The sequence below is a fragment of the Psychrosphaera haliotis genome (genome assembly GCF_039523615.1).
Lineage (GTDB): Bacteria > Pseudomonadota > Gammaproteobacteria > Enterobacterales > Alteromonadaceae > Psychrosphaera > Psychrosphaera haliotis.
In genome coordinates, this window is sequence record NZ_BAAAFQ010000007.1 from 522,317 (window position 1) to 536,467 (window position 14,151).

Consider the following 14,151-nt stretch of genomic DNA (forward strand, 5'->3'; position numbering starts at 1 on the left):
TATTCTTAGTCGCAAAGGCAATTATGAAAACCATTGGTAAATTAGCACAATCATTAAATTTAAACGTAGAAACCATTCGTTTTTATGAGCGAGAAGGACTTATTACACAACCTACAAAACCAATATCAGGTTATAGACAATATGACGAAACAATAGCAGGACAACTTAGGTTCATCACAAAAGCCAAAATGCTCGGCTTTACGTTAAAAGAAATTAAATCGCTAATGTCTATGGACAACGACTGCGCTCAAGTTGAGTTATTAAGCCGACAAAAGTTAGCAATCATTCGAGAAAAAATTAGCGACCTTCAACGTTTAGAGAAAGTAATTGTGGATATGACAAATACCTGTATACAAAACGATGATCCAACATATTGCCCTATTATTGATTCATTAAAATGATTGACTCCGTACTCATGTACGGAGTTTAAAGTGCTGGTAATATCAACCAATAGACTTTCAAATGATAAATAAAATTTTAGATAAAGTTGGCTCAGGCGGGGTTTGGCTTGCAGCACTTAGTTGTACAGGGTGTTTCCCTGCACTTGGTTCATTAGCATCAGCGTTGGGGTTAGGTTTTCTTTCTCATTTTGAGGGGATTGCTGTAAATACCTTGTTACCTATATTTGCAACTCTGGCGCTACTAGTAAACTTATACAACTGGCACAAAAATAAAAGCCATACCAGAGCTGCCTTCAGCATTCTTGGGCCTGTAGCAGTGCTATTAACGCTTTATCCTCTTTGGCAATATGATTGGAGCACATACCTATTTTACTTTGGTATTTGCTTAATGGTCGTTATGTCGGTTTTGGATATCGTAAAACCAGTAAGGGAGCAAACATGCAACGTATAGAGCTAAAGTCGACTATTACATGTCCAGAATGTGGGTATAGTAAAATTGAAGAAATGCCGACAAACGCTTGTCAGTGGTATTATGAATGTGAATCGTGCAAAGTTTTGTTAAAACCATTAAAGGGTGACTGCTGTGTTTACTGTTCATATGGAACAGTAAAGTGTCCACCAATTCAGGAAGGACATAATTGTTGCTCTCATACTGGTGATTAATTAGTTATTTTTTCTCGACTATATTCACTAGTCTCCTGTATTAATCAAAATTTTTAAAAGCACCACGGTTTATCATTTACTTAGATATGACTTTAATTTAGTATTGTGATGGTATTTTTCTTAAGAGAACTTTATGTTTAAACCACTTTCAAAAGTCTTAGTTGTTGTAGCTATGCTGATTGCCTTTGTTGGGCAAGCATTGGCTTATACTGCTATGTCTTGTGAAATGTCATCAGGTTCTCACGAATCACACATGAACATGGATCATTCCAAAATGAGTCACCATGAAGGAATGAATCATGGGGATATGAATAAAAGCAGTAATGGTCAATCAGAAGATTGTTGTGACGTTGAATGTATTTGTCCTGCAAATGCTTGCTCATCTACGACAGTCCTAAATTCCAGTATTGATTCGACAGATATTCAAATATTCAGTGAATCTGTAGCTGCTCTGCAATCTAAACAACCTCATTCAATTTCCACTTCCCTTTATCGTCCACCAATTTTTGCCTAATACAGGATTAGTGCGTCCAAATTTCGCGCACATGTAATTAATTTTTCTGTTAGTCAATATAGCGTCGTAGCGCTATAGATATTTTCCAGCGATGTCTGGGGGCAAAAATGATCAATAAGTATTTAAAAATAGCAGTAGTAATGCTGCTTTCACCTGCGTTTGCAAACGCCAACGAACATAACCATGCACACAATAACGACGTAACACCTTTGGAGTTAATCGTTTATAAAACCCCTACTTGTGGGTGTTGTAAAAAATGGATAACTCATATTGAAGACAAAGGGATCGTTGCGCATTCCAAAGATTTCCGAAACATCGGCAACATCAAAACTAAGTATGGTATCAAACCTAATTACCGTTCATGCCACACGGCAGTGAGTAGAAATGGATTTGCCTTTGAAGGTCATATACCTGCTAAATTTATTCAGCAGTTCTTATCAGAAGAACATCCCAATGCGATTGGGCTTTCAGTTCCAGCAATGCCAGTTGGCTCTCCCGGTATGGAAGTCGATGACCGCTTTATGCCATACAACGTGTTAATTCTATTTAAAGATGGAACGAGCAAAGTCTATGCAAAAGTTAAGACATACGAGGAGCAATTCTAATGAAATTGAACTCTTCAAACCTTACTTCACTTTCAACTGCATTAATACTCGGCTTATCTGTATTCTCAGCTCAAGCTGAGAAAGTAGTGTCGCTTGAACAAGCTATCACCTTAGCTCAGCAAAATGATCCTTGGCTTCATGGTAGCCGATTGAAACAAAGTGCAGTTGAAAATAGAAGTATTGCTTCAGGTACTTTGCCTGATCCGAAAGTATCGCTAGGGATAATGAATTTACCAACAGATACTTGGGATTTAGATCAGGAAGGAATGACTCAGCTAAAGGTTGGCGTCTCTCAAATGTTTCCGAGAGGCGACAGTCTAGAGATCAAGCAAGATCAGTTACAAATTGAGTCCACGAAATTTCCACTGCTACGAGAGGATCGTAAAGCTAAGTTGAAAAGCCAAGTGTCACAACTTTGGTTAGATGCTTACTTAGCCCAGAAAACTATTAAATTGATTGAAGATGATTGGTCTCTCTTTGAGCAGATGGCGGAAGTGGCTAAAGCTAGCTATTCAAACGTTGTTGGTAAAACTAGACAGCAAGATGTTATTCGTGCTCAATTGGAAATAGTGCAGTTAGATGACAGATTAACTTCGCAAAAGCAGAAACTAGAAACGACAATCGCTCGCCTTAATGAGTGGCTTCATATTTACGATGCTGACCGATTGAATGAATCATTCAACTTTGACGCGCAACCACTAGAGTTTAGCGTCTCAAAAGAATTGCCTTCGATTCAATTGAATAATCCAACAGTCCTAAAAGCATCTAATTACTCAAGAAATCTATTGGCTCAGGCTCTTGCTAATCATCCAGCCATACTTGCAATTGATGTAAAACGCAAATCTTTAGAAAAAGGTGTTGAATTAGCTAAACAGAAATATGAGCCGCAATGGGGTGTTAATGCGAGCTATGCCTATCGTGACAATATGCCTTCTGGTGATAGCCGAGCTGATTTATTTTCTGTTGGTGTAACGTTTGATTTACCGTTGTTTACCGAGAACAGACAAGATAAGCAAGTTGCAGCTTCTATTGCAGATTCAGAGGCTGTTAAAACCGAGAAACTATTGCTGACAAAGCAAATGATCAGTGCGGTGGAAAAGGAGCTTAGACAGCTTAAGCGTTTATCTGATAGACAATCTATCTATCAAGAACAACTCCTTAAACAAACTCATGACCAAGCGGAAGCGTCTTTGACGGCTTACACCAATGATGATGGCGATTTTGCCGAAGTTGTTCGAGCAAGAATTGCCGAATTAAATACCAGAATATCAGCTTTAAGAATTGATGTTGATGCACTTAAAACAGTTACTCGCATCAACTATTTCTTTGCGCATTCTCAATCTAAATCAAATGCTGAACATAAGCCATTGCACACTTCGCACAAAACTAATCAGCACTTATCCAATAAGCAATTTGGAGAAAAATAATGTCAACGAATACGAAAACAATTATTGCCGTCATTATTGGGGCAGCACTAGGTGCAGGAGCATTGAGCTTATATCAAGGTGCAGGCTCAAACAGTGATACTGATGAAGCTACATCAGCAGAGAAACAACCGCTGTATTGGGTTGCACCGATGGATTCTAATTACCGCCGGGACAAGCCCGGTAAGTCGCCTATGGGGATGGATTTAATTCCTGTGTATGAGGAAGGATCATCTGGTGATGACTTTGGCCCCGGAGCAGTAAAAATTGCGCCTCATGTAGTGAATAACCTTGGGGTTCGCACTGCACCTGTTGAACTGAAAAATATGCATACTGAAATCTCAACGGTAGGTTACGTTCAATATGATGAAGATAAGCTAATTCATATCCACCCACGGGTTGATGGCTGGATTGATAAACTTTACATCAAAGCAGCAGGTAACCCTGTAGAGAAAGGGCAGCCTCTTTATACGCTCTATTCTCCTCAGTTAGTTAATGCTCAGGAAGAGCTGTTAATAGCGTTAAAGCGCAACAATAGTTCTTTAATTTCAGCAGCCAAAGATCGCCTAAAAGCGTTACAGCTTTCAGCAGACTTTATTAAAGAATTAGAGCAAACACGAAAGGTTCAGCAAACAATTACCTTTTATTCACCACAAGCAGGTGTTGTCGATGGTTTGAAGGTTAGAGAAGGTTTTTATGTAAAGCCGGGAAACACCTTATTAAGCATTGGCCAGCTAGATCAAGTTTGGGTTGAAGCAGAAGTGTTTGAACGTGACGCAGCCTTAATTAAAAAAGGACTTCCTGTATCAATGACACTGGATTATTTACCCGGTGAGGACTGGGCTGGTGTCGTTGATTATGTTTATCCAACATTGAACAGTAAAACACGCACACTCCGAGTGAGATTGAAATTTGATAACACAGACTATCAATTAAAACCAAATATGTTTGCACAAGTCTCTATTCACGCTAATCAAGCTGATAGCACCATCCTCGTGCCTAAAGAAGCCGTTATTAGAACAGGTAAACAGGACAGAGTAGTACTTGCGTTAGGTGATGGGCAATTTAAATCTATTGAAGTGACTATTGGCCGGGTTGATATCGACAGCATCGAAATATTAGACGGCTTAAATGAAGATGACGTTGTGGTGACATCTGCCCAATTCTTGATTGATTCTGAATCAAGTAAAAGCTCTGACTTTAAACGAATGACTCATGATGAAGTGCCTAACTCTGTTTGGATGCAAGGGGATGTTAATAGTGTTATGGCAGGGCACCGCATGGTTAATATTTCACATGGCCCAGCTGAAGCTTGGGATTGGCCTGAAATGGTTATGGATTTTACTGTGGCTGAAAAAGTCGATATTGACTCATTAAAGTCAGGTCAATCTTTGCACTTTGAAGTGAGCAAAACCGAAGACGGTGGATATGAAATTACTGGAATTCATATCATGAGTGAGCCTGAAGTATCATCAGCAACAGTATCTGGTTTGATCAATGCGATTGATATTGATACACGGATTCTAAATATTAGCAGAGGCCCAATAGAGAAATGGGATAGACCTGCTGCGACGATGGATTTTATCATCGCGGACAATATAGAAATGGTTGATTTCAATGTCGGTGATAATGTCACTTTCACTTTTGAGGTTAGAGATGACTTAGTTATCACTGACATTTCTCTTGAATCAGATGAACAACACGGCAAGGAAAATAAAGCTGCTGTTGATCATTCTAATCATTAAGTGGGAGAAAAATAATGATTGAATCAATTATTAGATGGTCTATCGGCAATCGTTTCTTTGTTTTGTTGATTACCTTAATTATCGCGTTTGGTGGTTTGTATTCATTACAAAAAACACCAGTAGATGCACTCCCCGATCTTTCTGATGTGCAGGTGATAATTAAGACGAGCTATCCGGGACAGGCACCACAAGTAGTGCAAGATCAAGTGACGTTTCCCCTTACTACAGCCATGTTGTCAGTACCGGGAGCGCAAACTGTTCGTGGTTACTCATTTTTTGGTGATTCCTACGTCTATATCATTTTTGATGATGATACTGATTTGTATTGGGCTAGAAGCAGAGTACTTGAATACTTAAGCCAAGTAGCATCAAGCCTGCCTGATTCGGCAAAACCACAATTAGGACCTGATGCGACAGGTGTGGGTTGGGTATACATCTACGCTTTAACAGATAAATCTGGAAACCATGATCTAAGCCAATTAAGAAGTATTCAAGATTGGTTTTTAAAGTATGAATTGCAAACTGTACCGGGCGTGTCTGAGGTTTCCGCCGTTGGCGGTATGGTTAAGCAATATCAGGTACAAGTTGATCCCGACAAGCTCAGAGCTTATAACGTGCCGTTAAGTCATATCCAAATGGCACTTAAACGAGGCAATAAAGAAACGGGCGCATCTGTTGTGGAAATGGCTGAAGCTGAATATATGGTTACCGCAACGGGGTATATTCAATCAGTTAGTGATATAGAGAAAATCCCACTTGGTATTAACGAACAAGGCACGCCATTGCGTATTGGTGATGTTGCTACCGTTAATTTAGGGCCTCAAATGCGCCGTGGTATCGCAGAGCTAAATGGTGAAGGAGAAGTTGTTGGTGGTGTTGTCGTTATGCGCTTTGGTGAAAACGCTCAACAAACCATAAACGGGGTAAAAGAAAAACTTGAATCGCTTAAATCTTCTCTACCAGAGGGGGTGGAGATTGTCCCTGTTTATGACAGATCGAAGTTAATAGATCGTGCTGTTGATAATCTTTGGAGCAAGTTGCTAGAGGAGCTTGCAGTCGTTGCTATTGTCTGTGTGGCTTTCCTATTTCATCTTCGCTCATCTATTGTGGCAGTTGTTACTCTGCCATTAGGTATCTTGGTGTCGTTCATTATCATGTATATGCAAGGCATCAATGCCAACATTATGTCTTTAGGCGGTATCGCTATTGCGATTGGTGCGATGACTGATGGTGCAATAGTGATGATTGAAAATATGCACAAGCATATGGAGAAAACACCACTAACAGATGAAAATCGCTGGCAAATTGTTGCTAAGGCTGCGAGTGAAGTAGGCCCTGCACTATTTTTTAGCTTACTGATCATTACAGTCTCATTCTTACCTGTATTTATCTTGGAAGCGCAAGAAGGAAGAATGTTCTCTCCGCTCGCCTATACAAAAACCTATGCAATGGCGGCATCAGCAGGTTTGGCGATCACATTGGTGCCTGTTTTGATGGGCTACTTTATTCGAGGCAAAGTTGTTTCTGAAAAGAAAAACCCGTTAAACCGATTATTGATTGCTATCTACATGCCTGTTTTAAAGCAAGTCATGAAGTTTCCAAAATCGACAATAGTAGCAGCAATATTAGTGACTATCGTTGGCTTTTGGCCTGTCGATAAAATTGGTAGTGAATTCATTCCGCCATTGGATGAAGGCGATCTCATGTATATGCCTACTACCTATCCCGGTATTTCAATTGGTAAAGCAAGGGAGTTATTGCAGCAAACAGACAAGCTTATTCGCACTGTGCCAGAAGTTGAAACTGTATTTGGTAAAGTAGGAAGAGCTGAAACTGCAACCGATCCTGCACCTTTAACCATGATTGAAACCTTTATTCAATTGAAGCCACAAGAGCAGTGGCGAGAGGGTGTGACTACTGAATCGTTAAAAGCTGAGTTTGATAAATTGGTTAAGTTTCCGGGCTTAACGAATGCTTGGGTTATGCCAATCAAGACCCGAATCGACATGTTAGCAACAGGCATAAAAACGCCTGTGGGTATTAAAGTCGCCGGACCAGAGCTTGATGTGATTCAGGAAATCGGCCAACAAATAGAGCAAATTTTACCCGAAGTTACAGGCACAGCATCAGTTTACTCAGAGCGAGTTGCAGGTGGACGATATATCAAGGTTGATATTTCACGCGATAAGGCAAGTCGCTTTGGGTTAAACATCGAAGATGTTCAACAAGTGGTTTCTACAGCTATTGGTGGTATGAACGTTACCCAAACGGTAGAAGGTCAAGAGCGTTACCCTGTTAACTTACGCTATCCGCAAGACTATCGAGACTCTCCTGAGCAGCTATCACGATTACCTGTTGTAACACCAAGTGGTCAACGCATTGCACTAGGTGATGTCGCAGATATTCGAGTTGAGAACGGTCCGCCGGGGATTAAGAGTGAAAATGCTCGTTTAAATGGCTGGACGTTTATCGATATAGACGGTGTTGACGTAGGTACTTATGTTGAAAGTGCAAAAATACACTTGGCTAATAATCTAAAACTACCAGCAGGTTATTCAATTACTTGGGCTGGGCAATACGAATATATGGAAAGAGCGAAAGAAAAGCTCACCTATGTATTGCCTTTAACACTCGCCATTATTGTTATTCTACTTTACTTAAACTTCAGAGCGTTTAGTGAGGTGGCTATCATTATCGTTACCTTGCCGATGGCGATGATTGGTGGCTTATGGTTGATGTATCTGGAAGGGTTTAACTTCTCTGTGGCTGTTGGCGTGGGCTTTATTGCTCTAGCTGGGGTAGCGGTTGAGATTGGTGTGATAATGTTGGTCTATCTCAATCAGGCACTTGCTGAGCTTAAGGAAAAAGCTGAAGAGCGAGCTGAACCTATCTCTGATGATGCATATCAAGATGCATTATTGCACGGTGCAGGCTTACGAGTTCGTCCAGTAATGATGACAGTTGCAACAATCATTATCGGCTTGATGCCCATTTTATATGGTACAGGAACAGGTTCGGAGATTATGAGTCGTATTGCTGCACCTATGGTAGGCGGAATGACAAGTGCTGTGCTACTCACTCTTATTGTGCTCCCAGTAATTTACTCAATCGTTAAAAAGCCAGAATTAAACGCCTTTAACAAGGAGCTTTCTAAGGCGGAGCTAAAAAGTAATGCTTAGCGAAGTTAAGAAACCATAAATAGCAATTTCAATAAACTAAAATAGAGGTAAATATGAAAAAACTAATTAAATTTTTAACCGTAATCAGTGTCGTTTTTAGTAGTGCGGTATTTGCGCATGTGCATCTTGAAAAAAGTGTGCCTGCTGATAATGCAATGCTAATGAATCCTCCAGAAGAATTAACTTTGATGTTCACCAAAGAGGTACGGGTTGTAAAAGTTTCATTGGCCAATAAACAAGGCGAAGAATTTAAATTTGGATTCGAGCCTTCTAAAGTCGCTACTAGCAAATTTACATGGAAACTACCTAAATTAGCTCCTGCAAACTACGCTGTGGATGTAACCTTCTTAGGTAACGATGGTCATAAAATGAAACATAGCTTCGGCTTTATGGTTCACTAAAATAGGCGGTGTGATTGATATGGAAATGTATATCTGGAATACAGTCATTGTACTGTCAAAAATTGTATTTTACGTCGGCTTTGCCTGTATTGCAGGTTATACATTTTTCAGGCAAATATTTGAGAATAATGAATCTCATACTAATGCTGTAATAGCGAATTTAACGTGGACAAGAACTTATATAGTTATGGCTTTGATCGCTAATATTACTTGGTTCTTTGCCAGTACTGGTGCAATGGCAGAAGAGGGAATTCAGGGGGCGATAGACGCTGATATATTGGCTATTATGTGGGACTCCTCTGTCGGCACTGGAGCTTTGCTTCGAGCGCTTGGGCTAGTTACCGCAATAATCGCTTTAGCTTTAAGGTTCAAACTCGCTGTGAACTCGTACTTAAAACAAAGCGCTTTAATGTTGAGTTTATTAATCCTTGCATACTCATTCACGTTACTGGGTCATATTTCTGAGTTAGGCACAATTGAAAAAGGCTTGCTTATTTTGCATGTGCTCGTTATGGCATGGTGGTTTGGGGCGTTATTGCCATTAAAACAGGCTTGCCATCAGCTAAGTTATGCAGAACTTCATTTGCTGATGGAAAGCTTTGGCAAACAAGCAAGTTTTACATTGAGCCTATTGTTGGTAGCAGGCCTCTGGCTCGTGATTCAATTGGTCGGAAGTCTTGATGCACTAATAAGCTCAAGTTACGGACAAACACTGTTGTTTAAATTGGCCCTTGTAGTGTCTATTTTGGCACTTGCTGCTAAACATAAACTAATACTCGTTCCACAACTTAAAAATAGTCAAGGCAGAGAGGCTTTATCTAAATCTATCTCGATAGAAATGGTAGTAGCTTTTGCCATTTTATCTGTAACGGCTGGGCTTACTAGTGTTGTTGGCCCTGCAAATTAAAACCTAAAAGAGAGAATGAAAATGAAAACAATAAATATATTACTCGTTTTATTAATGACGTTTAGTTTCGCAGCAAACGCTCATGGTGATAAGAACAAAGACAAAGGTTTGTTTAAAGGTATAGATACCCCTGCCGCAAAAGTTGTTTTGGCATTTCATCAAGCACTTGAAACTGGCAATCAAAAACAGGCTAGAGCGCAGTTAGCGGATGATGTCACCATTTTCGAGGGAAGCCGCGTTGAAAGGAGCGCTGATGAATATGCTCATCATCATATGTTGTCGGATATGAAGTATTTAGCAGCGATGAAGAGCGACACACTTGAACATCAAGTGACGATACTTGGAAATACCGCTATCTCTGCGTCGCGTAGTCAAACTACAGGTACTCATAAAGGTGTTGAACGCGATTATCAAGGCATGGAAACGATGGTGCTGGAAAAACAAAATGGTGAATGGAAGATTAAGCACATTCATTGGTCACATTAATTTATTGGTTAAATAACGGAGTACAAAATGAGAATTAAAAGTCCATTACATCAAGTTTCTACGCCACGTAGACGCTTTGTACAAGGTGTAATTGCTGGCGGTGTATTAGCTGCTTTTCCAAGTGTTCTTCATGCAGCTTCATCTTTGATTGCTGGAACTTCAACAGGTACTGCGCCCGAACTAAGTGGAGAAGTAATAGATTTAGTGATAGATGAGTCACCCGTAAACTTCACAGGTGTTGTAAGAATGGCTACAACAATCAATGGCTCAATACCAGCTCCTACCTTGCGCCTCAGAGAAGGTGATGACGTTACTATCAGGGTAACTAATAAATTATCAGTGCCGAGTTCAATTCATTGGCATGGGATCATTCTTCCGTATCAAATGGATGGCGTACCGGGTATTAGCTTTAAAGGTATAATGCCGGGTGAAACCTTTGTTTATAAATTTAAGCTGCAACAAAGCGGCACATATTGGTATCACTCACACAGTGGCTTTCAAGAAATGACAGGTATGTACGGCGCATTAATTATTGAGCCAAGAGAAAAGGATATTATTAGTGCTGACAATGAGCATGTTATCCAATTGTCTGATTGGACTGATGATGACCCAATGGATTTGTTCCGCAAGTTAAAAGTACAGAGCGATGTATTTAACTTTAATCAACCTACTGTTCCAGAGTTTTTTGATGACATTTCAAATAGCAGCGTTTCAAATGCGCTACAACGCCGGGAAATGTGGAATAAAATGAGAATGAACCCTACAGATCTTGCAGACTTATCAGCATCTGCAATGACTTTTTTAATGAATGGTTGTGCGCCTTTGACAAACTGGCGTGGAATGTTTAAAGCTGGCGAAAAGGTTAGGCTTAGATTTATTAACGGTTCTAGCAATACGTTTTTTGATGTAAGAATACCTGAGCTGAAGTTAACAGTTGTACAAGCTGATGGACAAAATGTTGAACCTGTGACAGTAGATGAATTTAGATTTGGTCCCGGTGAAACTTATGATGTACTTGTCGAGCCAAAAAATGATGCATATACGATTTTTGCACAAAGCATGGATCGCTCAGGTTATGCTAAAGGTACTTTATCAATGGCACCTAACGTTGATGCACCAGTACCTTCTTTAGACCCCGTTGAGTGGTTAACGATGACAGATATGATGGGCAATATGACCCATGATAGTGTGCATTCTACAATGGCTGATACGGCAGGTATGTCGGGCATGAATTCTAATAAAATGGATCATAGTGCAATGGGTCATGGAGCGATGGCAATGGATCATAGTAAACATGGAATGACTAAAAACCCATTAGCTGTTGCTAGCACTAAAGTGCGTCATGCAAAAACAGAGTATGGAGCTTCTGTTGATATGCGTGTTGATATGCCTAGAACAAACCTTGATGATCCCGGTATAGGTTTACGTAAAAATGGACGCCGTGTTTTAACACTTGCAGATTTACATTCTCTTGAGGGAATTACAAACCAGCAAGAGCCAGAGGCTGAAATTGAATTACATTTAACTGGAAACATGGAGCGTTATAGCTGGTCATTTGATGGCTTGGAATTTGGAAAAAGCACGCCAGTTCACATGAAGCATAATCAACGTTTAAGAGTTATTTTACAAAACGATACAATGATGACACATCCCATGCACCTGCATGGTATGTGGAGCGATTTGGAGAATGAAAAAGGTGATGTACAGGTTCGTCGCCATACTATCCCTGTACAACCAGCGCAAAGAATTAGTTTTTTAACAACACCTCATGACGTAGGTCGCTGGGCATGGCATTGCCATTTATTATTCCACATGGATGCAGGTATGTTTAGAGAGGTAGTTGTATCATGAAAAAATTAATACTAACCAATACGTTAAGACTATTATTAATAGGTTTGCCCCTTATAAGTGTATCTGTATCTGTATCTGCAAAAGATGAGATGACTGAGATGGGTGATTCTAAAATGCAAGCACAAGGTGGAGATGCACCTAAAGATGCTAGAGACCCCCATGCTTATGCAGCAGGTACAACTTTGACTGAAGGCCCTTATGCACTCAGTAGCGACAAACGACTGACTTTGGCAGATGAGCATTCATTTTACGCGCTACTAGGGGATCGTCTTGAATATAATGAGCAAACAAACGCAGGTGTTTTTGACTTTCAGGCATGGTATGGCACTACTTTTGATAGATTAGTCATCAAAACTGAAGGAGATTTTAGCGAAGGTAATTTAGAGGAGAACCAAACAGATTTTCTATGGGGCCACGCAATATCTGCTTATTGGGATACACAAGTCGGTATTCGACTTGATTACAATAACGAAGGTGAAAACCGCAAATGGCTAGCTTTTGGTTTACAAGGTCTAGCCCCCTACTGGTTTGAAATTGATATGACTGCGTATTTAGGAGAGCAAGGTAATAGTGCATTTTCGATCGAAGCTGAGTATGAGCTATTACTTACTCAAAAGTTAATTGTTCAACCACGAGCAGAGTTGACGCTTTACGGTAAGGATGACGTCCAAAATAACCTTGGTAGTGGCTTGTCTAGCAGTGCTATTGGTTTTCGGGTTCGTTATGAGTTTACCCGCCAGTTTGCTCCCTATGTTGGCGTTGAGTGGACAAATAAATTTGGTAATACAGCCGACTTTGCGAAGTTAAATGGGCAAAGTACTCGTGATACTGCTTTTGTTGCAGGTATCAAGTTCTGGCTCTGATATGAAGAAATACTATATTGACTTGATGAGAGCTACCGCAACTATGTTGATGGTAGCTTTCGTTTTTTGGGATTTAAACCATTTTAGTTATGTTAGGAAAGGCCTAGCTAATAGTTTTTTTGGAAAGAACTAAGAGCAGTAATAGTAAGCTACTTCTTGTTTTCAGTCGGTGCCAGTCTGGTGTATACCTATCAAGGTGGAATATCAGCTAAGAAGTAAAGTAGGCGAATGGTTAAGGTTAAAGAGTCAAGGCAAAAAACATCGCCATTGAAAGACGTACAATAGGCCATTTTATCACTTTTGATGAACGGGAATTGGATGTGCCCGGGATAGAACCGATTGTTGCAAAGTACTGCGCTTAAAGCTGAACAATTGGAAAAATGATCCATTACTCAATACCTAGTTATGAGCGTAGGGTTTTTATTTCTTTTAATGGTGCTCATGCTTGGCTTCAATCTCATGAGTATAAATTAGACACCCCTTTTATACTTGTGAAGTTAAAGCTGTTTAAAAAAGTAAAAAGTAAAAAGTAAAAAGTAAAAAGTAAAAAGTAAAAAGTAAAAAGTTTAGGTTTTAGTTCAAAGGTTGATCAAGATCATAAAATTATTTTTATAAAGTGGCTAATATTGTAGGTGATAAATAAGGAATTAAAATGTTTGGACTTTTCAAGTGGTTTAAAATAGTGATGATAACTGTGTTGCTTACGCAGCACGGATTTACCGTTGCCAAACCAATGAATTGTGAAGAACACCATAAGGACTCTTCCGATACGCATATTATGCAACCAAGCAAAAATATGCATCATCAATCAATGATTGACAATAGTCACTATCACGCTGAAAATTCACAAGATGCTAAGCACAATCATGCTGATGAGGAATGTGAAAAATGTAAAGCTGGTGATTGTCTTTGCTGCGAAGGTGTTTTTTGTGCAAGCTTTCATTTAAATGCCTATCTTGTGCAAGTGGAAGAAGAAAGTAGCAACAATAGTAACTTGGACTTAATTATTCAACGGATACCCCCGCCAGCCTCTGGCATCCATCTCTTACCTTATCGTCCCCCAATTATTGGCTAATCACGGGATCAGTGCGTCTTTTTTTCGCCAGTCCCAT

Annotated in this window: 14 protein-coding genes; all 14 read left to right on the forward strand. The window is 39.8% G+C overall.

The annotated features are described in order from the left end of the window. The first annotated feature begins 23 nt into the window (after positions 1-23). The 14 genes from ABD009_RS11895 (at position 24) to ABD009_RS11960 (ending at position 14,114) form a co-directional block, all read left to right on the forward strand. Positions 24-401: a MerR family transcriptional regulator gene (locus ABD009_RS11895; protein ID WP_058405785.1), complete on the forward strand. Its 378-nt coding sequence runs from the start codon at positions 24-26 to the stop codon at positions 399-401. 61 nt (positions 402-462) lie between these two features. Continuing rightward, a complete protein-coding gene (gene merC / locus ABD009_RS11900; protein ID WP_058405786.1) occupies positions 463-852 on the forward strand; it encodes an organomercurial transporter MerC in 390 nt (129 codons plus the stop codon). Beyond that, positions 840-1,064 (forward strand): GDCCVxC domain-containing (seleno)protein, encoded by a 225-nt coding sequence (locus tag ABD009_RS11905; RefSeq protein WP_082653641.1) that lies wholly within the window; start codon positions 840-842, stop codon positions 1,062-1,064. Before merC ends, ABD009_RS11905 begins: the two co-directional genes overlap by 13 nt. A gap of 133 nt (positions 1,065-1,197) precedes the next feature. Continuing rightward, positions 1,198-1,578: a hypothetical protein gene (locus ABD009_RS11910; protein ID WP_058405787.1), complete on the forward strand. Its 381-nt coding sequence runs from the start codon at positions 1,198-1,200 to the stop codon at positions 1,576-1,578. Positions 1,579-1,685: 107 nt separating this feature from the next. Beyond that, positions 1,686-2,183 carry a DUF411 domain-containing protein gene (locus tag ABD009_RS11915; protein ID WP_004589252.1) on the forward strand — a complete coding sequence of 166 codons (498 nt, stop codon included), beginning with the start codon at positions 1,686-1,688 and terminating at the stop codon, positions 2,181-2,183. Further along, positions 2,183-3,610 (forward strand): TolC family protein, encoded by a 1,428-nt coding sequence (locus ABD009_RS11920; protein ID WP_058405788.1) that lies wholly within the window; start codon positions 2,183-2,185, stop codon positions 3,608-3,610. The genes ABD009_RS11915 and ABD009_RS11920 overlap by 1 nt, the downstream gene beginning before the upstream one ends. Continuing rightward, on the forward strand, positions 3,610-5,352 hold the full coding sequence (locus tag ABD009_RS11925) for an efflux RND transporter periplasmic adaptor subunit (RefSeq protein WP_058405789.1): 1,743 nt from the start codon (positions 3,610-3,612) through the stop codon (positions 5,350-5,352). The genes ABD009_RS11920 and ABD009_RS11925 overlap by 1 nt, the downstream gene beginning before the upstream one ends. Before the next feature lie 14 nt (positions 5,353-5,366). After that, the gene (locus tag ABD009_RS11930; RefSeq protein WP_343825663.1) at positions 5,367-8,531 is read left to right on the forward strand and encodes an efflux RND transporter permease subunit; all 3,165 of its coding nucleotides are present in this window, start codon (positions 5,367-5,369) and stop codon (positions 8,529-8,531) included. A 53-nt stretch (positions 8,532-8,584) separates the two neighbouring features. After that, positions 8,585-8,932, forward strand: coding sequence for a copper resistance CopC family protein (locus tag ABD009_RS11935; RefSeq protein WP_058405791.1), 348 nt, complete (start codon positions 8,585-8,587; stop codon positions 8,930-8,932). 19 nt (positions 8,933-8,951) lie between these two features. After that, positions 8,952-9,839: a copper resistance D family protein gene (locus ABD009_RS11940; RefSeq protein WP_024596191.1), complete on the forward strand. Its 888-nt coding sequence runs from the start codon at positions 8,952-8,954 to the stop codon at positions 9,837-9,839. Positions 9,840-9,854: 15 nt separating this feature from the next. Next, on the forward strand, positions 9,855-10,325 hold the full coding sequence (locus ABD009_RS11945; protein ID WP_343825665.1) for a YybH family protein: 471 nt from the start codon (positions 9,855-9,857) through the stop codon (positions 10,323-10,325). Between the two features lie 27 nt (positions 10,326-10,352). Then, the gene (locus ABD009_RS11950; protein ID WP_058405792.1) at positions 10,353-12,176 is read left to right on the forward strand and encodes a copper resistance system multicopper oxidase; all 1,824 of its coding nucleotides are present in this window, start codon (positions 10,353-10,355) and stop codon (positions 12,174-12,176) included. Next, complete coding sequence (locus tag ABD009_RS11955; protein WP_028834968.1) at positions 12,173-13,039, forward strand: copper resistance protein B; 867 nt, start codon at positions 12,173-12,175, stop codon at positions 13,037-13,039. The genes ABD009_RS11950 and ABD009_RS11955 overlap by 4 nt, the downstream gene beginning before the upstream one ends. A 652-nt stretch (positions 13,040-13,691) precedes the next feature. Continuing rightward, entirely contained in the window at positions 13,692-14,114 is a 423-nt protein-coding gene (locus ABD009_RS11960) for a hypothetical protein (RefSeq protein WP_343825669.1), read from the forward strand. Positions 14,115-14,151 lie beyond the last annotated feature (37 nt).

Coding starts and splice junctions, on each gene's coding strand:
- ABD009_RS11895 (WP_058405785.1), top strand. CDS start 24: ATGAAAACCATTGGTAAATTAGCACAATCATTAAATTTAAACGTAGAA.
- merC (WP_058405786.1), top strand. CDS start 463: ATGATAAATAAAATTTTAGATAAAGTTGGCTCAGGCGGGGTTTGGCTT.
- ABD009_RS11905 (WP_082653641.1), top strand. CDS start 840: ATGCAACGTATAGAGCTAAAGTCGACTATTACATGTCCAGAATGTGGG.
- ABD009_RS11910 (WP_058405787.1), top strand. CDS start 1,198: ATGTTTAAACCACTTTCAAAAGTCTTAGTTGTTGTAGCTATGCTGATT.
- ABD009_RS11915 (WP_004589252.1), top strand. CDS start 1,686: ATGATCAATAAGTATTTAAAAATAGCAGTAGTAATGCTGCTTTCACCT.
- ABD009_RS11920 (WP_058405788.1), top strand. CDS start 2,183: ATGAAATTGAACTCTTCAAACCTTACTTCACTTTCAACTGCATTAATA.
- ABD009_RS11925 (WP_058405789.1), top strand. CDS start 3,610: ATGTCAACGAATACGAAAACAATTATTGCCGTCATTATTGGGGCAGCA.
- ABD009_RS11930 (WP_343825663.1), top strand. CDS start 5,367: ATGATTGAATCAATTATTAGATGGTCTATCGGCAATCGTTTCTTTGTT.
- ABD009_RS11935 (WP_058405791.1), top strand. CDS start 8,585: ATGAAAAAACTAATTAAATTTTTAACCGTAATCAGTGTCGTTTTTAGT.
- ABD009_RS11940 (WP_024596191.1), top strand. CDS start 8,952: ATGGAAATGTATATCTGGAATACAGTCATTGTACTGTCAAAAATTGTA.
- ABD009_RS11945 (WP_343825665.1), top strand. CDS start 9,855: ATGAAAATGAAAACAATAAATATATTACTCGTTTTATTAATGACGTTT.
- ABD009_RS11950 (WP_058405792.1), top strand. CDS start 10,353: ATGAGAATTAAAAGTCCATTACATCAAGTTTCTACGCCACGTAGACGC.
- ABD009_RS11955 (WP_028834968.1), top strand. CDS start 12,173: ATGAAAAAATTAATACTAACCAATACGTTAAGACTATTATTAATAGGT.
- ABD009_RS11960 (WP_343825669.1), top strand. CDS start 13,692: ATGTTTGGACTTTTCAAGTGGTTTAAAATAGTGATGATAACTGTGTTG.